Consider the following 26,850-nt stretch of genomic DNA (forward strand, 5'->3'; position numbering starts at 1 on the left):
CCGCGCGCTCCCCGCGCCGGCGGGGGCGGGCGGGGCCCCCCCGGGGCCCCCCCCGCGGCCCCCCCCCCCCCGCCGCCCCCCGCCCGCCCCCCCCGCCCCCCCCCCCCCCCCCCCCCCCACCACGGTGAGCGCAAAGGGGCCCTGTCGTGCACAGGGCCCCTTTGCGCTCACCGTTTCCGCGGCAGGCTTGGGCTCACCGCTCCTGCGGCAGGACGAATTCGCACCAGACCGCCTTGCCTCCGCCCGGTCTGCGACGGCAGCCCCAGGACGTGGCGATCGCCGCGACGATGGAGATGCCTCGCCCCGATTCGTCCGCCGGATCGGCGCGACGGCGGCGCGGCAGGTGGTCGTCGCCGTCGGTCACCTCGATGATCAGGCGGCGGTCGGTGCGGCGCAGGCCCAGGCGCATCGGCGGCGTGCCGTGCTTGAGGGAGTTCGCGACGAGTTCGCCGGCGGCCAGGACGCCCAAGTCGCGGAGTTCGGCCGAGAACCGCCACGACGTCAGGACGCCGGTCGCGAAGGCACGGGCGCGCGGGGCTGCTTCGATGCCGCCGAGGAGGTCGAGCGAGGCGTTGTGGAACAGCTCCGCGTCGGCCCCGGTCCGGGCGGGGTGCTGGACCACCAGCACCGCGACGTCGTCGTCGTGTTCCGCGGTGACGCCGAGGGAACGGATCAGCCGGTCGCAGACGACCTGGGGCGACCCCTTGGCGCCCGAGAGTGCGCGCTCGAGCGCGGCGACGCCCTCGTCGATGTCCTCGCTGCGGCGCTCGACCAGGCCGTCCGTGTAGAACACCGCGGTGGAACCGGGCGGCAGCTCGATCGTGCCCGACGTGTGGATCCAGCCACCGGTGCCGAGCGGCGGTCCGGTCGGGTCCTGCGCGCGGTGCACCGTCCCGTCCTCGTGGCACACCAGGATCGGGAGGTGCCCGGCGGAGGCGTGGACGAGCCGGCCCTCGTTGGGGTCGTGGACCGCGTAGGCGCAGGTGGCGATCTGGCTGGCGTCGATCTCGGCGGCGAGACCGTCGAGGAGTTGGAGCACCTCGTGCGGCGGAAGGTCGAGCCGGGCGTAGGCGCGTACGGCCGTACGGAGCTGCCCCATGACGGCGGCGGCCCGGACCCCGCGGCCCATCACGTCCCCGATGACCAGGGCGGTGCGGCCGGCACCGAGCGTGATGACGTCGTACCAGTCGCCGCCGACCGCCGCGTCCGCGCCGCCAGGCTGGTAGGTGGCGGCGATCCTCAGATCGTCGGGCTGTTCCAGGTCCTGCGGGAGCAGCGAGCGCTGGAGGGTGACGGCCGTTTCGCGCTGGCGACGTTCGCTGGCGCGGAGCCGTTCGGCCGCTTCGGCGTGGTCGGTGACGTCGGCGGCGTACACGAGCACTCCACGCCCGCCGCCATCGCCCGCGCCCTCGTTCGTGCTCCTGCTCCTGGCCCTGCTCCGGTGCGTGCCCCGTTCCTTGTCCTTCTTGCGGTTCCTGCCCGGGGTCCTGTCCACGTCGTCGGCCGTTGCGGCGTCACCGTCCCTGTGCACGGGAGTGCAGGTCACGGTGTACGAATTTCCGTTGCGGACCTTGCGGGACTTGACCGTGCGGGGTGTGCCACTGCGCAGGACCTGGTCCATGAGGGGCAGCAGGCTGAGTTCGGCGAGTTCGGGCATCGCCTCGGCGGCGGTGGCGCCGATGGGGCGCGGGCCGAAGGCGGCGACATAGGCGTCGTTGACGTACTCGATCCGGTGGTCGGGACCGTGCACCAGGGCCACCAGAGCGGGCAGTCGGCCCAGCAGATCGCGCGCGGAGAGGTCTTCCAGGGTGGGGCCGCCGGCCCCGAAGGGGCGGCCGTCGTGCGCGTCGTCGCGCGTCCCGTCGCTCGCTTTGTCGCGCGTCCCGGCATGCCCGTCGCCGGACCTGCCGTCGGACGTGCCGTCGGGCATGACCGTGCTCGGGTCGCTGCCCGGCGGACGAGTCCCGGGCTCGGGCTCGGGGCGTGCGTACTCGGCGCGCGCCGGGGGTACGGAGCTGCGGTCGTCCCGAGCGGCGGCGCGGCGCTGCGTTCCGGGTAGGCGGGCGCTCCAACGCGTGAAGTTCACGGAATTTCTGGCCTCGTGTGTCGGTGTGGTCCGCTCGGGCGGGCTGCTTCCTCTGCCGGTCCCAGTTCCCTCCGGCGGGTCCAGCGGTTTCGTCGGACCCCTTGGTTCTGCCGGGGTCCGACGGTTCTGCCGGATCCGACAGTTCTGCCGGGGCCGGACCCGGGAGAGCGCAGCCGGGCCTCATCGCGCTGCTCGTGCCTCTGAGGCGTCAGGGGTGCCGGAGGCGTCAGAGGCACCCGGCGCCCGTGACGCGTCAGGTGGCCCCGGCGCGTCACACGCGTTTAATGCTTCTGGTGCTTCTGGTGCCTCTGATGTCTCTGATGCGTCTCGGACATCGGGGATGTCGCTGCTGTTCACTGTCTCGTCGCTGCCGGCCGGGGTCACTCTGCGCAGGTGTGGGCCCACCTATGGTCACACGTCCAGTGTGGCGGACCGTACTGACAGTTGTCGGTACGGCGATGCCGCGGTCGGGTGAGGCTCCGGCCCGACGGCTGGTCAGCCGCCGGGCCTCATGGGGCGGCCGGGGCCCGGGGGGCCGCCGGTGGTCGGTGGGCCGCCCGGCCCGGCCCGTCCACCTCCCGCGGCACGTTCGAATTCGGCGCGCGGATGTTCCAGTGAGCCGAGGGAGACGACCTCGCGCCTGAAGAGCCCGGCGAGCGTCCATTCGGCCAGGACTCGGACCTTCCGGTTGAACGTCGGGACGCGGCTGAGGTGGTACGTGCGATGCAGCAGCCAGGCCGGCCCCCCTTTGAGCGCGCGACCGCGGACCTGGGCCACGCCCTTGTGGAGGCCCAGCGAGGCGACGGATCCCGTGCAGGCGTGGCGGTACTCCTGGAGGGGTTCGCCGTCGACCGACGCGAGGACGTTCCTGGCGAGGACCTTGGCCTGGCGCACGGCGTGCTGGGCGTTGGGGGCGGTGCTGACGCCTTTTCCGGTGGCCGTCAGGTCTGGTACGGCCGCGGCATCCCCGGCGGACCAGGCGTGCTCGACGCCCTCGACGGCGAGTTTTGCCGTGCACCTGAGCCTGCCGCGCTCGTCGAGCGGCAGATCGGTGGCGGCGAGGACCGGAGCCGGTTTGACGCCCGCCGTCCACACGAGGGTGCGGGCCGGGATACGGGAACCGTCGCTCAGGACGGCGACGCGGTGCTCACAGGACTCCAGCCGGGTGTCGAGGCGCACGTCGATGTTGCGGCCGCGCAGCTCGCGGATCACGTACAGCCCCAGCACGTCACCGACCTCGGGAAGGATGCGGCCGGACGCCTCGACGAGGATCCACTTCATGTCCTGCGCCCTGATGTTGCGGTAGTACCGCGAGGCGTGGCGGGCCATGTCCTCCAGTTCGGCGAGCGCCTCGACGCCCGCGTAGCCGCCACCGACGAAGACGAAGGTGAGGGCGGCGGCGCGCAGGGCCGGGTCCCGGCTGGTGGAGGCGATGTCCATCTGCTCGATGACGTGGTTGCGCAGTCCGATGGCCTCTTCGACGGTCCTGAAGCCGATGCCGTGGTCGGCGAGGCCGGGGACCGGGAGGGTACGCGAGACGGAACCGGGCGCAAGGACGAGTTCGTCGTACGGGATCTCGACGGCGCCCGTGCCGTCCTGCGCGGTGGCGAGTGTGGTCACGGTGGCCGTGCGCCTGGAGTGGTCGATGTACCGCGCCTCGCCGATCAGGATCCGGCAGTGCGCCAGAACCCGGCGCAGCGGCACGACGACGTGGCGCGGCGAGATCGAACCGGCGGCCGCCTCGGGCAGAAACGGCTGATACGTCATATAGGGATCGGGGGTGACGACGACGATCTCGGCACGGCCGTTCCTGAGCCGCTGCTTCAGCTTCCGCTGAAGACGCAGCGCCGTGTACATCCCGACGTAGCCGCCGCCGACGACGAGAATGCGCACGCACGTCGGGGGGCCGGAGGGTGTTCCCCCGGATTCTGAAGCCATCACCACCCCATGACGCAACGGGCTCAAGGGTTTGTCCACAGCCCCGGCAAATTGTGTGACCGGAGATCTCGGAGGGGGTGGCACCGTCGGTGGCGGCGATGTCGCGGAAGCCGCGCAGGTCAGGGGGCGGGGCGGGGCGGCGGGCCGAGGTCGCTCGGGTGACCGGCCGGGGCTTGCACCGATCGGGGGGCGCTCCGTGCGGAACTACCCTCTTCTGAATTGACGCGGCCTCAACTATGTTCGTATGTCGTCGGAGTGCCGGGTCGGGACCAAGATCCACTCTCTGGCTCAGGCGGCGGGAAGTCTCCGGGGGGAGACGTCATTACCGGGGGAACATCATGCATATTCAGGATGCTCATTGGCAGACCGCTGCGGCGGTTACGTCCCATTCGTCCGATGGGAACGGCCGAGGCGGCGCTGTCGGAACCGTGGGGGTGGTCGACGAAGTGACGCCGGTCGGCACGACGGCGACGACCACGGCGGGCCTGACGAACGGGGGGATCGGGGCGAACGGAGCGAACGGCCGCTCGACCCCGCTTCGTGTGGACGCCCAGCGCAATCTGGAACACGTGCTGCGCGCCGCGCGCGAGGTGTTCGGCGAGCTGGGGTACGGGGCCCCGATGGAGGACGTGGCGCGCCGCGCCAGGGTCGGCGTCGGCACGGTGTACCGGCGGTTCCCGAGCAAGGAGGTGCTGGTCCGGCGGATAGCCGAGGAGGAGACCGCCCGGCTGACGGACCAGGCGCGGACCGCCCTGGGGCAGGAGGAGGAGCCGTGGTCGGCGCTGTCGCGCTTCCTGCGTACGTCCGTGGCCTCGGGCGCGGGCCGGCTGCTGCCGCCGCAGGTGCTCCGGGTCGGCGCCGACGCCGGTTCTGGGGCTGAGGCCAAAGCCGCCGCGGGGGAGACCGGCGTCGGTTCCCGTGCCGGGGGCGCGGGCAGCCCGCTGCCGACCGCGGACGCGGGCGCCGCCGCGGCGATCCTGGCGGCGGGCACCGTGCAGGTGCCCCAGCAGCGGCAGGGCACGGGCCCGGACGACCTCCGGCCGGCCGAGACAGGCCCCATACCGGAGGCCGGGCGCGACGGTGTGGACGACGCCGGGGCCGGTGAACTGCTGGAGGTCGTCGGGCGGCTCGTGGACCGGGCGCGCGCGGCCGGTGAGCTGCGCCGTGACGTGACGGTGGCGGATGTGCTGCTGGTCATCGCGACGGCGGCGCCTTCGCTGCCCGACGCGGCTCAGCAGGCGGCGGCTTCGAGTCGACTGCTGGACATCCTGCTCGAGGGGTTGCGCTCCCGGCCTGCCGCCTGAGCGCCGGGGCCGCCCCCGGCCCTTCGAAGGTCGGGGGCGGCCGTCCGAGGTCGCAGGTCGTCTGACGCCGGGGGTCACTGAGGCCGGGGGCGTCTGCGGCCTGGGCGTCTGCGGCCTGGGGCGTCTGAGGCCGGGGGTCACTGAGGCCGGGGGCGTCTGCGGCCGGGCGGCCGTCTGAGGCCGGGGAGGGGGTGAGGCGTCGCCACGCCGCTCCCACGGTCCTTCCGCAGCCGATCCACTACCGGCCAATGGCCCAGCCGCGACCGGTCCGCCACCGATGCGCTACCGACCTGCGGCTGTTCCACGGTCGTTCCGCAGCCGATCTGCGGTCGTCGCGCGGCCGTTCCGTGCCCGTCGAGCAGCTTTTCCGTACTCGTGGAGAACCTTTTCCGGGTACGCCGCGCCGCCTTTCCGCGGCTGATCCACAGCCCGCTCGCGGCCGAATCCCGTTTTGTCCGCGCCCATTTCACGGCCGGAGCCCGGCCGAATCCCGACCGAATGCCTGTCGTTTCCCGGTGGCTCCGCATCGCCGTACGGGCTCAAATGGCCCTCAGCGACGGGGCCTTCCCCCGATACCCGCCCTGCCCGCGCAAAAAGGTGCTCGGATATTCTTTCCCGAATGAGCGGCGGTCAGCGCTCATATTCGAGAGAACACCCCGGATGAGTGGTTGCCGGGGCTGAGGGTCCGGCGTGATTGCGCCATGTGGCACGCTTGCCCGATGTTCGGGTCCGACAGCGCATACGGGGGCTTTCGCGATGAGCGGTGACGGGCAGCAGGAAGAGTCGTTCGACGACATCGCCGCCACGGACGGTGTGGCGAAAGCCAATGGTCCGTTCGCCCGCCAGGTACCGCATCAGGGCGGCCCGGGACGATCGAGGGGCGGCGCCGATGCGGGCAGCGTCCTGCCGGGCCCGTGGCCGGGGGCACTCGGCTCCGGCGTCGACGCGGATGTCGAGGCCGCGGTGCCGATGCAGCGGGAGGGCGGCAGCGCCACCGACGGCGCCGGTTCCGACGCCGATCTGATCAGGCAGATGCGGAACGGCGACGACCGCGCGTACGAGGAGTTGTTCCGACGGCACTCGGACGCGGTGCGCCGCTACGCGCGCAGCTGCTGCCGGGACGCACACACCGCCGACGACCTGACGGCCGAGGTCTTCACGCGCACGCTGCAGGCGGTACGGAGAGGCAAGGGCCCCGAGGAAGCGGTGCGGGCCTACCTCATGACCGCCGTCCGGCATGTCGCGGCCGCCTGGACCAAGACCTCGAAGCGGGAGCAACTGGTCGAGGACTTCGCTGTATTCGCCACGCAGGCCGCCGAGGCGTCGCAGGTGTCGGAAGTGGAGACGCTCGATCTCGGCGCGGACGTGCTCGCGATGCACGCGGCCGAGCGTTCGATGGCCATGCGGGCCTTCCGCAGCCTGCCGGAACGCTGGCAGGCGGTGCTGTGGCACACCACCGTCGAGGAGGAGTCGCCCAGCGAGATCGCCCCGCTTTTCGGGCTGACCGCCAACGCCACCGCGGTCCTGGCCAGTCGGGCCCGCGAAGGGCTCAAGCAGGCATACCTCCAGGCCCATGTGAGCCAGTCGCTCACCTCCGGAGACGACTGCGCACGCTACGCCGACCGGCTGGGGGCGTACGCCCGGGGCGGGCTCCGGATGCGGGCCGAGCGCGGGCTGCGGGGGCATCTCGACGAGTGCGCGAAGTGCAGGCTCGCGGCGGGCGAACTGGCCCATGTCAACGCCGGAATTCCGGCACTGCTGCCGGTCGCGGTCGTCGGCTGGCTCGCTGCCGGGTACTCGCTCAAGTCCGCTGGGATCGCCGCCGGTGGCGCTGCCGGGGCGGTCGGTGCGGGGGCCGCGGCGGCTGCGACCGGCGGGGGCTCCTCCGGGGGCGCGGGCGGCAGTGGCACGAGCGGCGGCGGCGCGCTCTCGAAAGGGCTCGGCGCACCGGTGAAGGTCGGCATCGTGACAGCGGTCGTCGTGGCCGCGGCAGCCGGACTGGCCTGGGCCGTGGTCGGCAGCGACCGACCGGGGCCCGAGGCCGGACATGCCACCCGGCCCGCCGTCGCGGCACCCGCGGTGCCGCCGCCCGCACCGCCGAATCCGACGTCGTCCTCGCGGTCCCAGCCGCCGGTGCCCCCCGCCCCTGCGCCGCCGGCCGCCGCATTGCCCGCCGCGACACCGTCGGCGGCGCCCTCGGCCGCGGCTCGGACTCCCCAGCCGAAGCCGACGTCCAAGCCGACAACGACGGCTCCGGACCCCACGCGTCCGCCGACCGCGCCGCCTCCCGCGCCCGGACCGACTTCGACGGCGACAACGCCCGGAAAGCCCGAGCCGACCGAGCCCGGGTCGCCCCCCGTCCCGACCCCCACCCCTCCGCCACCGCCCACCGTCTACCGGCTCAGCGAGCTGCGCTACTCGACGGCCGGCGACCACACCGAGCCCGAAGTGGTGGCGAACGAGAGCAACTGGCTCTGGCAGCGCTCCGGTCTGTGGATCGGCGGCACGCAGTACGCCCACGGCGTGACCGTTCACAGCAAGTCCTCGGTCACGATCCAGTTGAACCGGCAGTGCTCGCGGTACGAGGCCCTGGTCGGGCTCGACAACCTGTCGCTGGGGTTGGGCGCGGTGCGCTTCTCCGTCCTCGGCGGAGACGGGTCGCTGCTGTGGCGCTCCCCGGTGGTGCACGGCGGTGACCCGGCCGTACCCGTCGACGTCGACATCACCGGTCAGACCAGGATCCGGCTCGTCGTCGAGCGGATGCAGCACGGCAGCGGCGCGGCACTCGCCGACTGGGCGGTTTCGGGCCTCAACTGCCGCTGAGACGGCCGGGCAGAGTCGGCAGCCCCGCCGCCGACCGGGCCGGGGCCGACCGGACCGGGCCAGGGAGAGCGCGGTTGAGGTCGACCGGGCCGGGGAGTCAGGCGCGGTCCTCAGGTGGCGCCTTGCTCCCTGCCGGGGCGTCCAGTAGCCCCGGCGTAGCGAGCCGAAGCCCCGCCACGCCCCTACGGCTGCGAGCCGACCACGGCCGCGCGCTCCACCAGGGCTGGAGGCTCCGCGCGTCTGCGCGCTTCGCCACGTCTGCGCGCTTCGCCACGTCTGCGCACTTCGCCACGTCTGCGCACTTCGCCACGTCTGCGCACTTCGCCACGGTCGCAGGCTCCGCTACGGCTGCAAGCTCCGCTACGGCTGCAAGCTCCGCCTAGCCGGGACGACCCCGTGCGCGACCGCGCGACGACGAGGCGCCTCCGTACCCGTCCAGCAGGTGCCACGCCGCGACACGAGGCGGCGCAGCCAGAGTTCCATGGACGCCAGGTGGGCCAGGCCGTCCAGCGGGAGCGCTTCGCCGTCGGCGGCGGCACGCAGGGCCTTGCGCACGACGCGGGCCTCGACCAGACCGGCGTCGGCGAGCAGCGGGGCGTCGAAGAGGGCCATCAGGTCCGGGAGGGCGGCGCGCAGACCGGTGCGGGCGGTCGCCTGGGAGGTGGCGTGGGAGGGGGTGCCCCAGCCGGGCGGCAGGTCGTGGATGCCCGCGCCCGCGAGCACCCGGCGCAGGATCGCTCCACGGGCGCCCGGCTGCACCCGGAGCGATTCGGGGAGCGCGCGGGCGGCGCGTACGACCTGGTTGTCGAGGAAGGGGGCGTGCAGACGCTGGCTGCGGTTCTCGGCGGCCTGCTCCAGGATCCGGTGGTCGGCCGCGTACCGGGCGAGCGCCGCCCGTGCCCGGGCCTCGCCCGGACGCTGGACGGAGAGCGGCCGGACCGCGGCCTCCTGGAGACGAACCGATACTTCGGCAAGCGCTTCCCCGGTCAGCCAGTGCGCGGCGGGACCGGGCCGCGACCAGGCGAGGGCGGCGAGCGAGGCGTCGGCCGCGGTGTCGAGGTCGGGTACGTGGCGGTTGGCGCCCGGCAGCCGGTCGGCCGCCGCTTCCAGCCCCGTGCGGTACGAGGTCCGGGACAGGCGCCGGGCCGCGCGGTAGATGGTGAACGGGACGAAGAAGGAGTGCGCGCTCGGGCCCTCGGCCTTGGCGAGGGCCGCCACCGGACGCAACAGGTGGCGCCTGCGCCGGTCCATCAGCAGGTCGGCGAGGCGCGCGGGGTGGGCGTCGAGGACCTGCCGGGCGCCGCCGCCGACGAAGTGGTCGGCGCTGCCGGACGCGAGGCGGCGGCGGTGACGCTCGGCGGCGACGAGGGAGGGCGCGGGTTCGTCGGTGAGCGGGCCGCCGCCCAGGTCGGCGTAGGGCAGGGCCTCCTCCCCGCCGGCGACGACGACGTGGTGCAGGCGCGGGTCGGCGGCGATGACGCGGGCGCGTTCGAGTTCGCCCTCGTGCCCGTGCGCGGTGAGGTCGTTGAAGGTGACGGCGAGCAGCCGTTCCCCCGCGCCCGTGCCGTGGCCGAGGAGGCTTCCGGGCAGACCGGGCAGCCCCGGCAGTCCGGCGGCGAGCAGGGCGAGCGTTCCGGAGGCACTGCCCCCGGAGAGGTCGGCGCCGATGCCGGGAACGGGCGCGCCCCGCGCGGCGCGCCGGTCGGCCGGCCCCATTCCGGGGACCGGCCCCGGATCGGGCGGCAGGGTCCCGGGGGCGTGGCGCGGCGCGGCGAGTCTGGCGCGTACGGCATCGACCAGTGCGTCCCGCACCCCGTCGACGGCGCTCACCGGGTCGAGTTCGGGCGCGGCGACGGCCAGCGAGGCCACCGCCTCGTACCCGGTGATCTCGCGCGAGCCCTCTCGGAGGATGAGCGCGTGCCCCGGCGGGATGCGCTTGACGCCCTCGTACGGGGTGCCGTCGCGCAGCGCCTCCGGGGTTTCGGGGCAGGCGAGCAGCGCGGCCAGGTGACCGATGTCCAGCTGGGCCTCGACGAGGTCGGCGAGCGGAAGCGCGGCGGTGGCGTACGCGGTGCCGCCGGCCCAGGGGGTGTGGAAGACGGGGCGTGCTCCCGCGAGGTCACCGATGACGCCGATCCTCCGGCCGACCTGGACGACGGCCGTGTAACTGCCGGGCCACGAGGTGAGGTGGCGCAGGGCTCCGCCCCGCGCGGCGAGGAGTCCGACCCGCAGTTGTTCGTCCGTGGCGCCGCAGCAGCCGAGGACGGCGAGCCGGGCGGTGGGCGCGCCCCCGGCCGTTTCGGCCGTCCTGACACGGATCTCGTCCGGGCGCCAGTCGCCGACGGCCCACAGCGGATCCGGGTCGCCCCACAGGAGTTGGGATCCGACGGGCTGCACGGTGCGCCCCGCGGCGACGTCACCGACCGCACCGGCGGTGCCGGCGATACCGGAGCGCGCGGCGACACTGCTCCACCCCACCAACCAACGCATCGCCGCCTCCACGGACTGTGGACGAAACGGCGCATCGGGAACGCACCGGGAGAACTCCGGTGGTGCGCGCCGTCGTTGCGAACATGCTGCCACGACGGACACGTGCCGGACGGCTACGGAGGGCGCACGTCGGACGGGCATGCACCCCCGGCAAGGGCCGGACCGGCGCGGGCGACGACCGGGTCCCGGCAGACATCCACCGGTCGGCGGCCCGGGGCCGGACCCCCGGCGGTACGGGTGGTGCGCGGCCCGCGCACGGCGTTCCGGCCGCCAACAGCCTTACATCTCAGGCGCGTTGCCTATCACATGAGAGCCGCGTCACGCGGCCGTTATCCAGCCACTTTCCGTGGCGTTCACGGATCCCTGACGGGCGATCGACGGGTGATCGGGGCACGATCATGGACGTGTTGACGCGGATCTCCGCGAATCGATCGAACCAACCTCGACCGATCGACGATTTTCGGCCATTCTCGGGGCATGGCGAAGCCTGGCGGTGGGGAACTCGCCGCCCTGGACGCCCTGTTTCACCCCGGTTCGCTCCCCGGTCTTTCCGGGCCCCTCTCCCCAGGCCGCTCTCCGAAACGATCCTCCCGGCTTCTCCCGAAATCTCCTTCGCCGCGGAATGCCGTCGGCACATGCCTCCGGGGAGGCCACCGACGGCCCGACACCTGCTCGGGGCCCGTTTCCGGACCCGTCTTCCGCACCCGTCCCCGCACTCGCGCACACGCCCTCTTCGCGCCCGGCCAACACCGGGTCCGCGCCGCCCCGAGCCACCGTCCCGGACCGCCGCACCGCCCCCCGCCCACGGCCACGGACCGGCTTCCACGCACGGTCCGGGAGGCGTCTCCCGCCTCCCGGACCGGTCCACCGCCTGCGGGGAATGAGGCGGCAGTGTCCCCCAGCCCACTGGTTCCATCGCAGTGGGCCGACCCACGCAGCACCCATGGAAGCCCTTCCGAAACGGCCGGACGAGAGCGCATGGCCGGGCGCACGGCCACACACCGGGAGCACGCGCGAAATCCCGGCGGACACCGCCTCCACGCTGCGCGAACACCGCGCCCGCCCTGTGCGGACGCCGCTTCCGGGAGCGCACGGACGGGGCATCGGGCGGACACGGAACCGGCGTCCGCGGGGCGTCGCGCGGGCCCCGGAGCACGCCGTCCGCGACACCCCGCGCAGCACGTCGCGCGACGGCCCCGTACCGCCGCGCAGGACGGCCCGGCACACACTCCGCGCACCTCGGGACGGGTCGCCCGGCCGGGCTCCGGACGGGCCTCCCGGACGGCCTGCGCGCGGGGCCCGCGCCGGCCCCGAGGCGGCTTCCGGGACGTCTGCGGGGGCGGCCCGGCAACGCCCCCGACCGCACGGACAACATTCCCGCCATACGGACGTCTGCCCCTTAACGGTAGGGATGCGGCGAACTACGCTGGGTTCACTGAGGTTCTCGGCAGGAGGCATATTCCTCGGGGCTCCGCCACACGCGTGTGCGGCGGGAGTGCCGGGGTTCGTCCCTGGGGAGGACACGGTACGAATGCCGCGCGCCGCAACGGGTGACGCGGCGGCCGTCTGTGTGTCGAGGGGTGACGCATGTCCAGGGAGCAACGAGGACCGAACGAGAAGCTCGGAACCGTTCTCGCCCTCGCGGGAATCAGCAACGCCGGACTCGCCCGGCGGGTCAACGACCTCGGGGCGCAGCGCGGTCTGACACTCCGGTACGACAAGACCTCGGTGGCCCGTTGGGTCTCCAAGGGCATGGTGCCGCAGGGGGCCGCGCCCCATCTCATCGCGGCGGCGATCGGAGCCAAGCTCGGCCGTCCGGTCCCGCTGCACGAGATCGGGCTCGCGGACGCCGATCCGGCACCGGAGGTCGGGCTGGCCTTCCCGCGCGATGTGGCCGAAGCGGTCCGTTCCGCGACCGAGCTGTATCGGCTGGATCTGGCCGGACGCCGGGCGGGCAGTGGCGGGATCTGGCAGTCGCTCGCGGGCTCGTTCTCGGTGAGCGCGTACGCGACCCCCGCTTCCCGTTGGCTGATATCCCCCGCCGACCCGTCGGTGGAGCGCGATGCGAACGCCGCCCGGACGGCCGTCCTCGGCCCCCAGGGCACAACAGAGGGCGCACGCACCGGCGCGGGAGCGCACGGCGCTCCGGGCAGGGCGGCCGGAAGCAGCGACGTGGAAACGACCACCGAGTCCTCCACCACGGCCCCCGCCGCGTCCTCCACCGAGCCGTCCCCGACGCCGGACACGGCCGATGGCGCGGCACACGGCACGCCCGACGCCGGGGGCTACTCGCGAGTCCCCGCGGGTCCGGCGGAGACTCCCGGGTCACGCAGGCAGTCCGGCCCACCGGCAGCGGCCGGTGCACGTCCGGCGGCCGGTGCGCAGGCGGCGGACCCGCCCGGTCCGGGAACCCCGGCTCCCGGAAGCCCGCGCACGGCGTCCATCCCCACCCAGCCGGGCCCGCAGAACACGTCCGCGTCCGGGACCGCCGCTTCCGCCTCCGCCAGGGCCGTCAGGAGCGACCGGGCTGCCAAGGCCGCTCCGGCACCGTCCGCCCCGCCCCGGCGGGGCGGCGGCGGCGCGAGCACCGGCACGGGCACGGGCACGCTCGCGCCCCCGGTCACGAGCGACATATCCCCCTTGCGGGTCGGCCACAGCGATGTAGCCAAGCTGCGCGAGGCGGCCCAGGACGCCCGACGCTGGGACTCCAAGTACGGCGGCGGGGACTGGCGTTCCTCCATGGTCCCCGAGTGCTTACGGGTCGACGCGGCACCGCTGCTGCTCGGTTCGTACAGCGACGAGGTGGGCAGGGCCCTCTTCGGCGCGGCGGCCGAGCTGACCCGGCTCGCCGGCTGGATGGCCTTCGACACCGGCCAGCAGGAGGCCGCGCAGCGCTACTACATCCAGGCGCTCAGACTCGCCCGGGCCGCGGCCGACGTGCCTCTCGGGGGATACGTCCTCGCGTCGATGTCGTTGCAGGCGACCTACCGCGGGTTCGCCGACGAGGGGGTCGATCTCGCCCAGGCGGCCGTCGAGCGCAACCGGGGGCTCGCCACGGCCCGCACCATGAGCTTCTTCCGCCTCGTGGAGGCCCGCGCCCACGCGAAGGCGAACGACGCGCCGGCGGCGGGAGCTGCGCTGAAGGCCGCCGAGGGCTGGCTGGAGCGCTCCCGGGACGGCGACGCGGACCCGTCGTGGCTGGGCTTCTACTCGTACGACAGGTTCGCGGCCGACGCCGCGGAGTGCCACCTCGACCTGAAGGCGCCCCGACAGGTGCGGCGCTTCACCGAACAGGCCCTGTCCCGGCCCACCGAGGAGTTCGTCCGCTCGCACGGGCTGCGGCTCGTGGTGTCGGCGGTGGCCGAACTGGAGTCGGGGAACCTCGACGCGGCCTGCGCGGCGGGGACGCGCGCGGTGGAGGTCGCGGGCCGCATCTCCTCGGCGAGAACCACGGAGTACGTACGGGACCTGCTGCACCGGCTCGAACCGTACAGGCACGAACCGCGCGTCGCCGAGCTGCGCGAACGGGCCCGGCCGCTGCTGGTGGCACCCGCCTGACCGGCCCGTCCCGGCCGCCGCTCCGCCGGGCCGTCGCCCCGCGTGCTCCGTACGGACCGCATGCCCGGGGCGGCGGCCGGGCACGCGTGAACGTCCGCGCACGGACACTCCCCGCACGAATGCGCGCGAACGTTCGCGGAACAAGCGCTCGACGAAGGTACGCGCCACGCTGGGGCCCACTGGTTTGAGTGCGGTGTCAGTGGGTCAGTGCACTATCGGGGTGGGAGGTGGCGTGGTGATGACGCATGCGGCGTACGACTGCGACGTGCTGGTGATCGGCGGCGGAATCATCGGCCTGTCGACGGCGTACGCCCTCACGCGCACCGCCCCCGGCACCCGGGTGACGGTGCTGGAGAAGGAGCCGGGCCCCGCCCGTCACCAGACCGGGCGCAACAGCGGAGTGATCCACAGCGGCATCTACTACCCTCCCGGCTCGCTCAAAGCCCGCTACGCGGTGCGTGGCGCCGCCGAGATGGTCGAGTTCTGCGCGGAGCACGGCATCGCGCACGCGGTGACCGGCAAGCTGATCGTCGCGACCGAGCGGTCCGAGCTGCCCCGGCTGCACGCGCTGGTCCAGCGCGGACGGCAGCACGGACTCCCGGTGCGCGAGCTGGGGCCCGCCCAGATCGCCGCGTACGAGCCCGACGTGCGCGGGCTCGCCGCGATCCGCGTCGGGACGACCGGGGTGTGCGACTTCACGGCGGTGGCGGCCCGGTTCGCCACCGAGGTGGTCGCGGCGGGCGGGCTGATCCGTCATGACGCGGAGGTCGTCTCGGTCGACCGGCGTCCCTGGGGTGTGGCGGTCCGCACGGCGGACGGCGCGGTGGTACGGGCCCGGGTGCTGGTCAACTGCGCGGGGCTCCACTGCGACCGGGTGGCACGGCTGGCGGGCGACGACCCGGGAGTGCGGATCGTGCCGTTCCGGGGGGAGTACTACGAGCTGACGCGGCCGGAACTGGTGCGCGGGCTGGTCTACCCGGTGCCCGACCCGGCGTTCCCCTTCCTCGGCGTGCATCTGACCCGCGGCCACGACGGCGGTGTGCACGTCGGCCCGAACGCGGTGCCGGCGCTGGCCCGCGAGGGATACGGGTGGCCCGTCGTCCACCCCCGTGAGCTGGCGGACACCCTGGCCTGGCCGGGCACCTGGCGGATCGCGCGCAGACACTGGCGGTACGGGGCGGGCGAGGTGCGCCGTTCGCTGTCGAAGCACGCGTTCACGGCGGCGGTGCGACGGCTGCTGCCCGATGTCACGGAGGCCGACCTGCGGCCCGCCCCGGCCGGGGTCAGGGCCCAGGCGGTGCTGCGCGACGGCACCCTGGTGGACGACTTCCTGATCCGCGAGGCCCCGCACACCGTCCACGTACTGAACGCCCCGTCGCCCGCCGCGACGGCCTCCCTGCCCATCGGGCGGGAGGTGGCACGCAGGGCGCTGCTCCGAGCGCGGGAGACGGGGTGGAAGCCGCCCGCCGTAGAATCGGGGCATTGTGTCTGAGCCCTTGAACCCCTCCGCGAACCCTCCCGCAGACCGCACCGCGGGCCGCTCGGGTGTGTCGTCCCCCGCCGAGACCGCGCCGGAGACCACCTCCAGGACCTCCACAGGGGCCACCTCGTCCGGGGCCACCGCGTCCGAGGCCGCCTCCGGGATTCCGGACGATCTGCGCGCCGCCTCCTTCGAGCGGCAGCGCAGGCTGCGCCAGGAGCCGCGCTTTCCCGGCGGGCCCGCCGTCGACCCGGCCGGGTCGCACCACGAGCGCCGCATCCGCAGCTTCCAGCCGCGCCGCAGCCGCGTCACGCCCGGCCAGGAGGACGCCCTGATGCGGCTCTGGCCCACGTGGGGCCTGGACATCGACGGGCGGCGGGTACTCGACCTGCCCGCGCTGTTCGACGGGCTCCCGGTCGTGCTGGAGATCGGGTTCGGCATGGGTGAGGCCACCGCGCAGATGGCCGCCGACGACCCGGGAACCGGCATTCTCGCCGTCGACGTCCACACACCCGGCCAGGGCAATCTGCTCGGTCTCGCGGAACGGAACGGCCTGTCCAACATCCGCGTCGCCAACGGCGACGCGATCATCCTGCTGCGCGAGATGCTGAAGCCGGACTCGCTGGACGGGCTGCGGGTGTACTTCCCCGACCCGTGGCCCAAGAAGCGTCATCACAAGCGTCGGCTCATCCAGCCGGAGTTCCTCGACCTGGTGGCCCAGCGGCTGAAGCCGGGCGCCCTGGTCCACTGCGCGACCGACTGGGAGCCGTACGCGGAGCAGATGCTGGAGGTGCTGACCGCGCACCCCCTCTTCGAGAACACCCTGCCGGAGGGCGGCTACGCGCCGCGCCCCGCGTTCCGGCCGCTGACCCGGTTCGAGGGCCAGGGGCTCGACAAGGGCCATGTCGTGCACGACCTGCTCTTCACCCGTCGCTGACGCTCCGCGACCGTCCACCACCGGCCATTCCCCGTGGCCGGTGTCGGTGCCGCTCGTTAGGGTCGTGGGGTGGTATACGAAGGGTCTGTCCAGCAGCGGCAGCCGCACCCGGCCGTCCCGGTCCTCGAGGAACAGCGGGTCGGCGAGATCCTGGCCGGCGTGCCGGAGCGCAGGCACTGGCGGTACCGGCCGCGCCGCGTCGGCATGGTGTGGCGCAGCAGGACGTTCCGCGTCGCGGCCGTGTGCACGGTACTCGCGGTGTGCGCCCTGGCGATCCTGGCCCTGGTCCGCAATCAGACAGGCACCGAGGGCTTCCTCGTCGGTATCGGCCTCGCGGTGCTGCCCGTACCGCTCCTGATGGCTGCGTTCCGCTGGCTGGACCGGGTCGATCCCGCGCCCTGGCGGAACCTGCTGTTCGCCCTGGCCTGGGGTGCGTTCGCGGCCGCCCTGATCGCGATCCTCGCGAACTCGTTCGCCACCCGCTGGATAGCCACGGCCACCGCCGACCCGTCGAACGCGGACATCCTCGGTGCCACGGTCATAGCACCGGTCGTCGAGGAGAGCGCCAAGGCCGCCGCGATCCTGCTGGTCTTCCTGTTCCGAAGACGTGAGTTCAACGGAGTCGTCGACGGCGTCGTGCTCGCCGGATTCACCGCGAGCGGCTTCGCCTTCACCGAGAACATCCTCTATCTGGGCAACGCCTTCGGCGAGGACCAGCAGACCGGGGCCTCGGGCGTCGTCTCGGTGACCGCCGCGACGTTCTTCGTGCGGGCGGTGCTGTCGCCGTTCGCGCACCCGCTCTTCACGATCCTGACCGGAACGGGCTTCGGGCTCGCCGCCGCCAGTGCCCGAAACCAGCGGTTCCGTCGCATCGGGCTGCCACTGCTGGGACTCGTCCTCGCCATGGGCATGCACGCGTTGTGGAACGGGTCGGCCTCCTTCTTCGGACCGCTCGCCTTCTACGCCGTGTACGCGGTGTTCATGGTCCCGCTCTTCGGCGTGGTGACCTGGTTGGTGATCTGGGCACGCCGACGCGAGCTGCGCGCGCTCGCCGCCGAACTGCCCGCCTACGCGGCGGCCGGCTGGCTGACCCCCGCCGAACCGCTCGCCCTCGCCTCCATGCGGGCCCGCGGCCTGGCCCGGGACGCGGCCCGACACCACTCCCTCGGAGCCGGGGGGCACTGGGGCGACCCGTACGGACCGGGCCACGGCCCCGCGGCCCCGGTCGCCGCGCCCGCCCGGACACCGTTCCAGGCACCGCTCCCCGCTCAGGCCGTGCCGCAGAACTGGGCGCACCACAAGGCGCACTCCAGGGCACACCGCAAGGCGCGGGCCCAGGCCAAGGCTCAAGGCAAGGCCGCCGCCCGCACCGTCGCCGAGTACGAGTCGTTCGCGATGTCACTGGCCTCGCTCCGCCGACAGGCCCGCCTCGGGACGGCGGGGCCCGACTTCGCCGCACGCGAGCTGGAGCTGCTGCACCACCTCTGGCAGCGCAGGGACGTGGCCGCCCCCGCCCTCACCTACGCGGCGCAGGCGGCGGGCCTCCTGCATCCCTACCCGTTCCCGCCCGGCCCGCCCGCGTACTGGCCGCCGACGTCGGCCCCGGCCGCGTTCCCGCCACCGCACCAGGCGTACGGCGGCTACAACCCGTACCAGCTACCGCCGCCGTAGCCGCGGACGCCCGAACGCCCCCGGTAGCACGGCGCTCCAAGGGCGTTCGGGAAGATCGGCGGCGAACGAAGCACGACCGGAACCGAGAACGGTCCGCCGAATCCGGCCGCGCTGCCGGTCGGGCCTGCCGACCGGGCCTGCCGACCGGACTTCCCAGCCGGGCCTGCGGGTCGGGCTGTGGGCCGCGCTGGTCGGCCGGGCTTGTCGGTGGCGTCCGTCAGGGACTTCCGTCAGGCGGATGCCTCGGTGAGGTCGGCCAGTTCCTCCTGGGTCAGCCGGAGGTCGGCGACGGCCGTCAGGGCGGGCACCTGCTCGACCGTACGGGCCGAGGCGATCGGCGCGACGACGGTCGGCCGCGACGCGAGCCAGGCCAGTGCCACGGTCGCGATCTGCGCGCCACGGGCCTGGGCGACCCTGTCGAGGGCGGCGAGGACCTGCTGCCCCCGCTCCGACTCCAGGTACTGCCCCGCGCTCGCCGCACGCGCGCTCTTCACCCGGGCCCCCGCGCGGTACTTGCCGGTGAGGAAACCGGAGGCCAGGGCGTAGTACGGGACGGCCGCGAGCCCGGCCCGGCGGGCCGTGTCCTGGAGCGCGCCCTCGTACGTGTCACGGGAGACGAGGTTGTAGTGCGGCTGAAGGGCGACGTAGCGGGCCAGCCCCTCGCGCTCCGAGAAGTCCAGGGCCGCCTGGAGCCGCCCGGGACTGATGTTGGACGCGGCGATCTCCCGCACCTTGCCGGCCTTCACCAGCTCGTCGAGGGTGGTGATGATCTCCTCGACCGGAACGGTCTCGTCGTCGAAGTGCGTGTAGTAGAGGTCGATGTGGTCCCTGCCGAGCCTGCGCAGCGACTCGTCCGCCGCCGCCTTGATGGTGGCGGCGGCGAGCCCCTTGTACGAGGGGTGTGCACCGACCTTGGTGGCGATGATGACGTCGGACCGGTCGGGACGGGCCGCGAGCCACTTGCCGATGACGGCCTCCGACTCGCCGCCCTCGTTGCCCGGCACCCAGGCGGAGTAGGCGTCGGCGGTGTCGATGAAGTTGCCGCCCGCCGCCGTGTAGGCGTCCAGCACGGCGAACGACTGCGCCTCATCGGCCGTCCAGCCGAAGACATTGCCGCCGAGGGCGAGCGGGAACACCTGAAGATCGGAAGAGCCCAGCTTACGGAGAGAAGTCATACCTGGATCAGCGTGTCCCGCCGACGTGGTATTTCCGCGTATCCGCCGGTCGGCGGACGGCTGCTGAAGCGTTCTCCGCCCGCGGAGCGGCTCAGGTGTCCCAGGTGTCTCAGATGTTGAGGCCCTTGTTCCGCAGCCAGGTCATCGGGTCCACACCTGTGCCGTCGGCGGTGTGGATCTCCAGGTGGAGGTGCGGGCCCGTCACGTTGCCGGTCGCCCCGACCCGACCGATGGTGTCTCCGGTGGAGACCTTCTGACCGGCTCCGACGCCGATCGAGGACTGGTGGCAGTACCACACCTCCGTACCGTCCTCCAGCTCCAGCACCGTGCGGTAGCCGTACGAACCGGACCAGCCCGCCGACTTGATGGTGCCGCCGTGCACGGCCTTGACCGGGGTGCCCGTCGGCGCCGCGAAGTCGAGGCCGGTGTGGTGGCCGGAGGACCACATCGAGCCGGCCTGGCCGTACGTCGAGGTGATCGTGTACGAGGTGGTCGGGAGGGCGTAGCTGGCGGCGAGCTTGGCCAGCCGCAGGGCCTCGGCCTTCTTCTTCGCCTTCTCCTGCGCCTTCTTCTTCTCGGCGGCGGCCTTGGCCTCGGCGGCGTCCTGCTGCTTCTTGGCCTCGGCTGCGGCCTTCTCCGCCGCGGCGTTCTCCTGGGCCTCCCTGGCCTCCGCGTCGGCGGCGGCCTGCTGCTGCTCGGCCTGCTGGAGGATACGGGCGCGGAGCGCCTCGCCCGCGTCGGCCGTGCCCTGCTCGGCCTCGGCGGTGGTGATGCCGGCGGTGGTGAGCGGGGCGGTGACGGCCCCGGCCCCGTCGTTCTCGGACTCGTCGGCGAGAAAGACGCCCACTCCGGGAAGGGACTTGGCGTCGGGCAGGTTGTCCGCGACGGAGTCGGGAAGGGAGATGGACACCGCCGGCTTGCCCTGCGCGCTGGCGATGCCGCCCGCGCCGACCGCCGCGATGACGCCGACCCCGAGCACCGCGGAACTGCGGGCGAGTCCGTTGCGCTGCTTGGCGACGCGGTGCTTGCCGCGTACGGGGCGGACGGTCTCCTCGGTGGGGTTCCACTCGTCCCAGCCGCGCTCGGGACCGCGGTCGCCGTCGATGCGGAAGTCGCCGCCGGGCAGGGTCGCGGTGGCGGCCATGTCCGGTCCGGCTCCGTGGTCCAGGGGCTCGGCGGCACCGCGACCGGCACCAGACACCGTCGTCATCCCGACCGTTGCGTAGTCGGAGCCGTAAGCGACACCGACGCCGGAGCCCTGCCCGGGGCCGTAGCCGGGGCCGAAGTCGGAACCGTACGCGGGGTCGAGCCGGTTGGGGGCCTCGGGGGCAGGCTTGTTGGACGCCACGGAGGCGCACTCCTTTCCTTCCTTCTCGCCTACCGGGTTAGCTGACGGGTTCGGAGCAGGAAGGTCTCCTACGGACCCTGCGTCTCTCACGAGACCCAGATGCCCGATTCACCCCAGGGTGGTGGTTCCCCGGTTCCCTTTCGGAATTCGGCGCTCGCGCACGGTGCCGCCTCTGACGACGGCTGGGACGACCGCGCTGCGTTATCGAACGTTAATAGACACCGGGCCCTGATTCCAAGCCGCTCCCACTGATCGTTCACGTCTTTGGCCTGGACTTTACTGGACATCTCGGGGCGTAATCAGACGACCTGATCGAGTCTCAGCCAATACCCCGCTTCTGACGTTGCGTCAAACGTTATGCGGAGCGACGCCTTTCGATTACGTACGGTGGCACCCCGGCCCGCACGGGCGCGCCCGGCCGCTCGAACGCCCCCGGCCCGCCCGTCACACCCGGGCCGGCCCCGATCCGGCCCCCGTCACGCCGGGGCCGGCCCCACGATCCGGACGGGCCTGCGCCGCTCCGGCTGCCCCGCCGCGGGGCACACGACCGCGAGCAGCGCCATGTCGTCGGTCGACTCCCCTCCCGTGTGCAGCCGTACGTCGTCGGTCAGCGCGGACAACAGCTCCTCCGGGTCGGGAAAGATCCGCCCGCGCAGCCGGGCCGCCGGATCGTAGAAGTCCCCTTCCTCGTTCCGCGCCTCGGAGAGGCCGTCGGTGTAGAGGAGCAGCGTCGCCCCCGGCGGCAGATCCCACTCGTCCGTCCGGTCGGGCCACGCGCCCAGGCCCATCCCGAGCGGCAGCGCGGGCACCGAGGGCTCCAGCACGTCCAGCACCCCGTCCGGATAGAGCAGGATCGGCTCGGGGTGGCCACGGTTGACGATCCGGACCCGGGACAGTCCGGCCGGGATCTCGGCCAGTACGGCTGTGGTGAAGCCCTCGGTGGCATCGGGGCCGCCCCTGCGCGCTCCCCCCTCCCGCGCCAGTGCCCGCTCCAGCCGACGTGCCACGCCCTCCAGCGAGCGTTCCTGCTCGGCCGCCTCCCGGAACGCTCCGATGACCACGGCGACCGTCTCCACGGCGTCGAGCCCCTTCCCCCGCACGTCGCCGACCACCAGCCGCACCCCGTACGGGGTGTCCGTCACGGCGTACAGGTCGCCGCCGACGAATTCGTCGGCCTGCGCCGCCTCGTACCGGACCGCCACATGCAGCCCGCCGATCCGGTCGGACGGCTTCGGCAGCACTGCCCGCATGGCCCGCTCCGCGATGACCCGCGCGGAGGCCAGTTGCTCACTGCTCCGCCGTACGACCTCGCAGATCACCACCGCGAGCACCGAGACGGTCGCCAGCGTGAGCAGTTCGATCAGCGACACGGCCGCCGACAGCGAGCCGGTGGCCAGCCGGAGCGCGAAGACGGCCAGCATCGCGGCGATGCCGGTGCGCACGGTGTTGGCCAATGAGAAGAAGGGCGCGGCGATCAGCGGCGCCGCCACGAACAGCGGAATGGCGGTGTAGACCGTCGGGGTGAGCAGTTCGAACACCAGCCCGCCGACGATCATCAGGGTCGGCAGCATGCGCACGAACCGCCTGACACCGACACCACCGGCACCACCTCCGGCGTGTCCACCGCGCCGCTTCAGCCGCTTCCACACCTGTGGTCTCCTGCCCGGTACGCACGGCTGCGGACGGTACCGAGCCCCGCACCCAGGCTCACCGGAGCAGAGCCGCGCGGCGAGTCCGCATCACCCGACAGAGGTACGCGCGTGGCACACCTCACACGCCGCCCGGCACACCTCGCGCCATCCGGCGACGGCACGGAAAACCTGGGGTTCGACACAAAAACCCCGGGCCCGGTGCGCTGTGCACGCTCCGGACCCGGGTCTTCAGTAGCGGGGACAGGATTTGAACCTGCGACCTCTGGGTTATGAGCCCAGCGAGCTACCGAGCTGCTCCACCCCGCGTCGGTGAACACAACTCTACGCCATGTCCGGCGTGCTCGTGACCACTCATGGACGACGAGCACGCTTGAATATGCGGTGATATGACTGATTTAAGCCAGTAGGCCGGCGCGACGGTCGGCGATGACCAGGGAGCGAACGTGGACGACTACCCCTTGCTCAACCTCTTCTGGACCATGCTCTGGTTCTTCCTCTGGATCATGTGGCTCTTCCTGCTCTTCAAGGTCGTCACGGACATCTTCCGCAGCGACGACCTGGGCGGCTGGGGCAAGGCCGGCTGGCTGCTCGTGACGCTGCTGCTGCCGTACCTCGGCGTATTGGTGTACGTGATCGCGCGCGGCAGGTCCATGGGCGGACGGGAATTCAAGGAAGCGCGGGAACGCGAGGCCGCCTTCAAGGCGTACGTGCGCGAGGCCGCCGGGGGCGGGCCGAAACAGGGCGGCCACGTGGACGACCTGGCGAAACTCGCCGAGTTGAGGGACCGGAACGCCCTCACGGACGAGGAGTACCAGCGGGCGAAGACGAAACTCCTGGCCTGAACCGAGGCACCCCTACCGAGGCACCCACCCCACCCGGGACCGATCTGCCACAAAGGCCGGGAAGCGGGAAAGCCGGGAGCAGGGAATCCGCGCAGCCCGCCGCGCCGAGGTCGAACGCCGGCCGTCCGGACACTCCGCCGACACTTCGGACGAGCCTCGGGCGAGCCAACGGCCTTCAGGGATGCGAAAAGCCCCCGCCGAAACGGGGGCCTCTGCGTTTTACCAGGTCGGAGGGCTTCACCCCTCCTCGCCAGACGTAGGCCGTGTGGGACTCGAACCCACAACCAACGGATTAAAAGTCCGCTGCTCTGCCAATTGAGCTAACGGCCCTCGCCGAACCACCCCTGAGCATAGCCCGCCGCGGAGCCGCCGCCGATCGGGTATCGGCTGCCGGGCCTGTCGTGGCGGGATCACGACGCGCGGACCGTGGCCACGGCGGCGCCTGTGCGTTCGTGATCCCGTCCCGCACGTCCGCGTCCCGCCCTGCTCCGGCGGGCTCCGGGGCCCGGGCCCCGGAGCCCCGTGACCGCCGGGGCCGCCTGGGCCGCCTGGGCCGGTCAGGAGATGCCCTTGTACCCCTGCCGACCCGTGGCGAGCTTCGTGCGCGAGCCGAATGAGTCCGTGCTGCTGCCCGTCACGGCGGCATCGGCGGCATCGGCGGCATCCGCGTCGGAGTGGTAGCTGTTCCCCGTCAGCCAGATCCGGGCGCGTTCCCGTCCGTCGGCACGAGGGCCGGCGCTTCCCCGGCACTGGCCGTCGGCATCGTGCCGAGGGCGGCCGCGGCCACGACGAGTGCGGCCAGGGCGGCGCTCCCGCGCCCGGCGGAGCGTCGAGGACGCCTGCGTGCAGAAGCCAGGCGGGCCAAAGGGCCGGTCCCCCTGAATACCTGAAATGCCAGCCCCCTCCCTCGTCCCCTGGCAGCGCCCCTCCTCCTGCCCAAGTCGCCGGATCCTGAAGGCCGTTGCTCATGTGGGGAAGCGAAAAGAAAGGCGGGCCCGCTCGTGAAGAGCGGGCCCGCCTTGCGGAGAACTCCGGTCGACGCGGCGGACCTTCAGCGGTCCGCCTCATCGTTCAGCGCGTTCACCCATCCAACGCGTTTCAGCGCGTTCAGCCGTTGCGCTTCCAGCGCGGCTTGTCGTCGCGGCGGCCGAAGGAACCGGCGCCGCGGTGGTCGTCACGCCGACCGTACGGGCGATCGCCGCCGCCGGAGCGGAAGCCGCCCGACGGGCGGTCGTCACGACGGTCGCGGTTGAACGGACGGTCGCTGCCGCCCGAGCGGAAGCCACCGGAGGGGCGGTCGTCCCGGCGGTCGCGGCCGAACGACGGACGGTCGTTGTCCCGGCGGTCGAAGGAAGGACGGTCGCTGTCACGACGCTCGAACGAGCGGCCACCGCGGTCGTCGCGACGGTCGTGGGAACGGTAGCCGCCCGACGGACGGTCGTTGTCGCGGCGGTCGCGGCCGAACGACGGACGGTCGTTGTCGCGGCGGAAGCCACCCGACGAACGGTCGTCACGACGCTGGAAACCACGGTCACCGCCACGGTCGTCACGCCGGTCGTTGTCGCGGCGGTCGCGGCCGAACGACGGACGGTCGTTGTCACGGCGGAAGCCACCCGACGAACGGTCGTCACGACGCTGGAAACCACGGTCACCGCCACGGTCGTCACGCCGGTCGTGGCTCCCGCGGTACCCGCCGCGGTCGCCGCCCCGGCTGTCCCGGCGCTCGAAGTTGCCGCGCTCGTCGCGCCGGTCGTCCCGCGCCGTGGGCTGCTCCGGCACGGAGACGGCGGCCTCGATCGCGGCCTCCGCCTCGGCGGCGGCCTCGGCGACGGCTGCCTCGGGATCCTCGCCCCGCTCGCGCGCGGCCCGCGCGACCAGGCGGTCCGCCTCCTCGCGCAGCTCACCGGCGCGGCGCTGGACGCGTTCGAGCTGCCTGGTCAGCTCCAGGACCTCGCGCTCGGCCTGCTTGGCGGCGTTGGCCGCGGAGTCCGCCTGGACCTCGGTCAGCGAACGGGCGCCGGTGATCTCGGCGACCTCCGGGTCGAAGGCGCCCGCGCCGCCCACGATGTGGCGCGATGCCTCGACGCCCGCGTCCTCCATCAGGCGGAAGATCTGGCGGCGCTGGTGCGGCAGTGCCAGCGACACGACGACACCGGACTTGCCGGCCCGGGCGGTACGGCCCGAACGGTGCAGGTAGTCCTTGTGGTCGCCGGCCGGGTCCACGTTCAGCACCAGGTCAATGCCGTCGACGTGGATGCCGCGGGCGGCGACGTCGGTCGCGACGAGCGCGTTGACATAGCCGTCCTTGAAGTCGGCGAGCACGCGGGTACGGGCGCCCTGCGTCATCCCGCCGTGGAGGGCGTCCGCCTTGACGCCCGCCGCGACGAGCTGCTCGGCGATGCGGTCGGCGCCCAGCTGGGTGCGGACGAAGATGATGGTGCGGCCCTTGCGGGCGGCGATGGCGGAGGTGACGGGCGCCTTGTCCTTCGGCTTCACGACGAGGACGTGGTGCGTCATGGTCGTGACATTGCCCTGGGCGCTGTCGACCTCGTGGCTCACCGGGTTGTCCAGGTAGCGCTCGACCAGGGTGCCGATCTCGTTCTCCATCGTCGCGGAGAAGAGCATGCGCTGACCGCCGGCCGGGACCTGGTCGAGCAACTCGGTGACCTCGGGCAGGAAGCCCAGGTCCGACATCTGGTCGGCCTCGTCGAGGACCGCGACCTGGACGTTCTCCAGGGAGCAGGCGCCCCGGTTGATGATGTCGCGCAGCCGGCCCGGGGTGGCGACGAGGATGTCGACGCCGCGCTCCAGCGCGTAGATCTGGTTGCCCATCGACGTGCCGCCGCAGACGACCTTCATCCGCAGGCCGAGCACGTCGCCGTACGGCTGGAGCGCGTCCGCGACCTGCATCGCGAGCTCACGGGTGGGGGTGAGGATGACCGCGCGGGGCTTCTTCTTCTCCGTGTGCCCGTCGGCCAGCGCGGCCAGCGTCGGCAGACCGAAGGAGAGGGTCTTGCCGGAACCGGTACGGCCGCGGCCAAGGATGTCCTTGCCTGCCAGGGCGTCCGGGATGGTCGCGGCCTGGATCGGGAAGGGCGTGGTCACACCGTTCTGCGCGAGCTTGCGGACGATGCCCTCGGGCAGCCCCAGGTCGGCGAAGGTGACGGTCGGCCCGGCCTCGTCGGCGGAGTCGTCGTCGGCCCGCTGCGCGCGGGAGTCGACGGCGTCCTCGACGAGCCCTTCGCCGCTCTCGACGAACTCGTCGGCGCCGACGAACTCGTCGTTCTCGACATTCTCGATGCTCTCGGGCATGACGACGCGGTCAGAACTGGAAATTGACATGCGAAATGCGAAACCTTCCGGAGTCTCGGCACGCGCCCGTAACTCCGTGAATTCGCAATTTCGACCGCCTCAATGCGGTCCAGCCACGGCAAGGGAGAGTACGCGCCACACGGCGCGCTTCTGTTTCGGCGCCGGGCAATGGGATCAAACGATCTGCCACCATACGCACTCACCCCCACAGCACGCAAACCGCCCCCCGTCCGC

14 protein-coding genes, 2 tRNA genes and 1 riboswitch are annotated in these 26,850 nt (G+C 73.0%); of the genes, 7 read left to right on the forward strand and 9 right to left on the reverse strand.

Annotated elements, in window-relative coordinates; genetic code table 11:
- Nucleotides 1-193: 193 nt before the first annotated feature.
- Nucleotides 194-2,086, reverse strand: coding sequence for a SpoIIE family protein phosphatase (locus ACGF2V_RS00005; protein WP_362619930.1), 1,893 nt, complete (start codon nt 2,084-2,086; stop codon nt 194-196).
- 495 nt (nt 2,087-2,581) lie between these two features.
- Nucleotides 2,582-4,024, reverse strand: a complete 1,443-nt coding sequence (locus ACGF2V_RS00010; protein ID WP_362619928.1) for an NAD(P)/FAD-dependent oxidoreductase — start codon at nt 4,022-4,024, stop codon at nt 2,582-2,584.
- A 338-nt stretch (nt 4,025-4,362) separates the two neighbouring features.
- Between ACGF2V_RS00010 and ACGF2V_RS00015 the strand changes: the two genes are divergently transcribed.
- Complete coding sequence (locus ACGF2V_RS00015) at nt 4,363-5,328, forward strand: helix-turn-helix domain-containing protein (protein ID WP_362619927.1); 966 nt, start codon at nt 4,363-4,365, stop codon at nt 5,326-5,328.
- A gap of 756 nt (nt 5,329-6,084) precedes the next feature.
- Entirely contained in the window at nt 6,085-8,151 is a 2,067-nt protein-coding gene (locus ACGF2V_RS00020) for a sigma-70 family RNA polymerase sigma factor (protein WP_362705889.1), read from the forward strand.
- A gap of 360 nt (nt 8,152-8,511) precedes the next feature.
- On the opposite strand, the gene ACGF2V_RS00025 is transcribed toward ACGF2V_RS00020, so the two are convergent.
- Nucleotides 8,512-10,641 carry an asparagine synthase-related protein gene (locus ACGF2V_RS00025; RefSeq protein WP_362705886.1) on the reverse strand — a complete coding sequence of 710 codons (2,130 nt, stop codon included), beginning with the start codon at nt 10,639-10,641 and terminating at the stop codon, nt 8,512-8,514.
- Between the two features lie 1,587 nt (nt 10,642-12,228).
- Between ACGF2V_RS00025 and ACGF2V_RS00030 the strand changes: the two genes are divergently transcribed.
- The 4 genes from ACGF2V_RS00030 (at nt 12,229) to ACGF2V_RS00045 (ending at nt 18,287) form a co-directional block, all read left to right on the forward strand.
- A complete protein-coding gene (locus ACGF2V_RS00030) occupies nt 12,229-14,199 on the forward strand; it encodes a sporulation protein (protein WP_362705884.1) in 1,971 nt (656 codons plus the stop codon).
- 235 nt (nt 14,200-14,434) lie between these two features.
- Nucleotides 14,435-15,691, forward strand: a complete 1,257-nt coding sequence (lhgO, locus tag ACGF2V_RS00035) for an L-2-hydroxyglutarate oxidase (RefSeq protein WP_362705910.1) — start codon at nt 14,435-14,437, stop codon at nt 15,689-15,691.
- Nucleotides 15,684-16,616 carry a tRNA (guanosine(46)-N7)-methyltransferase TrmB gene (trmB, locus tag ACGF2V_RS00040; RefSeq protein WP_392910178.1) on the forward strand — a complete coding sequence of 311 codons (933 nt, stop codon included), beginning with the start codon at nt 15,684-15,686 and terminating at the stop codon, nt 16,614-16,616. Before lhgO ends, trmB begins: the two co-directional genes overlap by 8 nt.
- 69 nt (nt 16,617-16,685) lie before the next feature.
- Nucleotides 16,686-18,287 (forward strand): PrsW family intramembrane metalloprotease, encoded by a 1,602-nt coding sequence (locus ACGF2V_RS00045; protein WP_362705882.1) that lies wholly within the window; start codon nt 16,686-16,688, stop codon nt 18,285-18,287.
- A 230-nt stretch (nt 18,288-18,517) separates the two neighbouring features.
- On the opposite strand, the gene ACGF2V_RS00050 is transcribed toward ACGF2V_RS00045, so the two are convergent.
- The 4 genes from ACGF2V_RS00050 to ACGF2V_RS00065 form a co-directional block, all read right to left on the reverse strand.
- Nucleotides 18,518-19,462, reverse strand: coding sequence for an aldo/keto reductase (locus ACGF2V_RS00050; protein WP_362705879.1), 945 nt, complete (start codon nt 19,460-19,462; stop codon nt 18,518-18,520).
- A 109-nt stretch (nt 19,463-19,571) separates the two neighbouring features.
- Nucleotides 19,572-20,606, reverse strand: a complete 1,035-nt coding sequence (locus ACGF2V_RS00055) for a M23 family metallopeptidase (protein WP_392910397.1) — start codon at nt 20,604-20,606, stop codon at nt 19,572-19,574.
- 215 nt (nt 20,607-20,821) lie between these two features.
- A riboswitch (cyclic di-AMP (ydaO/yuaA leader) is annotated at nt 20,822-20,973 on the reverse strand.
- Nucleotides 20,974-21,286: 313 nt separating this feature from the next.
- Complete coding sequence (locus tag ACGF2V_RS00060) at nt 21,287-22,459, reverse strand: PP2C family protein-serine/threonine phosphatase (RefSeq protein ID WP_392910183.1); 1,173 nt, start codon at nt 22,457-22,459, stop codon at nt 21,287-21,289.
- A gap of 235 nt (nt 22,460-22,694) precedes the next feature.
- Nucleotides 22,695-22,768, reverse strand: a tRNA-Met gene (locus ACGF2V_RS00065).
- A 137-nt stretch (nt 22,769-22,905) separates the two neighbouring features.
- Here ACGF2V_RS00065 and ACGF2V_RS00070 point away from each other — a divergent pair.
- The gene (locus ACGF2V_RS00070) at nt 22,906-23,304 is read left to right on the forward strand and encodes an SHOCT domain-containing protein (RefSeq protein ID WP_362619911.1); all 399 of its coding nucleotides are present in this window, start codon (nt 22,906-22,908) and stop codon (nt 23,302-23,304) included.
- Between the two features lie 257 nt (nt 23,305-23,561).
- Here ACGF2V_RS00070 and ACGF2V_RS00075 read toward each other — a convergent pair.
- Nucleotides 23,562-23,634 (reverse strand) — tRNA-Lys (locus ACGF2V_RS00075).
- Between the two features lie 777 nt (nt 23,635-24,411).
- The gene (locus ACGF2V_RS00080; RefSeq protein ID WP_362619909.1) at nt 24,412-26,646 is read right to left on the reverse strand and encodes a DEAD/DEAH box helicase; all 2,235 of its coding nucleotides are present in this window, start codon (nt 26,644-26,646) and stop codon (nt 24,412-24,414) included.
- Nucleotides 26,647-26,850: the final 204 nt, after the last annotated feature.

The organism is Streptomyces sp. NPDC047982 (assembly GCF_043204165.1).
Lineage (GTDB): Bacteria > Actinomycetota > Actinomycetes > Streptomycetales > Streptomycetaceae > Streptomyces.

Bases quoted from the DNA above. Each gene is read 5' to 3' on its own strand.
- ACGF2V_RS00010 (WP_362619928.1), bottom strand. From the start codon at position 4,024: ATGGCTTCAGAATCCGGGGGAACACCCTCCGGCCCCCCGACGTGCGTG.
- ACGF2V_RS00015 (WP_362619927.1), top strand. From the start codon at position 4,363: ATGCATATTCAGGATGCTCATTGGCAGACCGCTGCGGCGGTTACGTCC.
- ACGF2V_RS00020 (WP_362705889.1), top strand. From the start codon at position 6,085: ATGAGCGGTGACGGGCAGCAGGAAGAGTCGTTCGACGACATCGCCGCC.
- ACGF2V_RS00080 (WP_362619909.1), bottom strand. From the start codon at position 26,646: ATGTCAATTTCCAGTTCTGACCGCGTCGTCATGCCCGAGAGCATCGAG.
- ACGF2V_RS00030 (WP_362705884.1), top strand. From the start codon at position 12,229: ATGTCCAGGGAGCAACGAGGACCGAACGAGAAGCTCGGAACCGTTCTC.
- ACGF2V_RS00050 (WP_362705879.1), bottom strand. From the start codon at position 19,462: ATGACTTCTCTCCGTAAGCTGGGCTCTTCCGATCTTCAGGTGTTCCCG.
- ACGF2V_RS00025 (WP_362705886.1), bottom strand. From the start codon at position 10,641: ATGCGTTGGTTGGTGGGGTGGAGCAGTGTCGCCGCGCGCTCCGGTATC.
- ACGF2V_RS00055 (WP_392910397.1), bottom strand. From the start codon at position 20,606: ATGGCCGCCACCGCGACCCTGCCCGGCGGCGACTTCCGCATCGACGGC.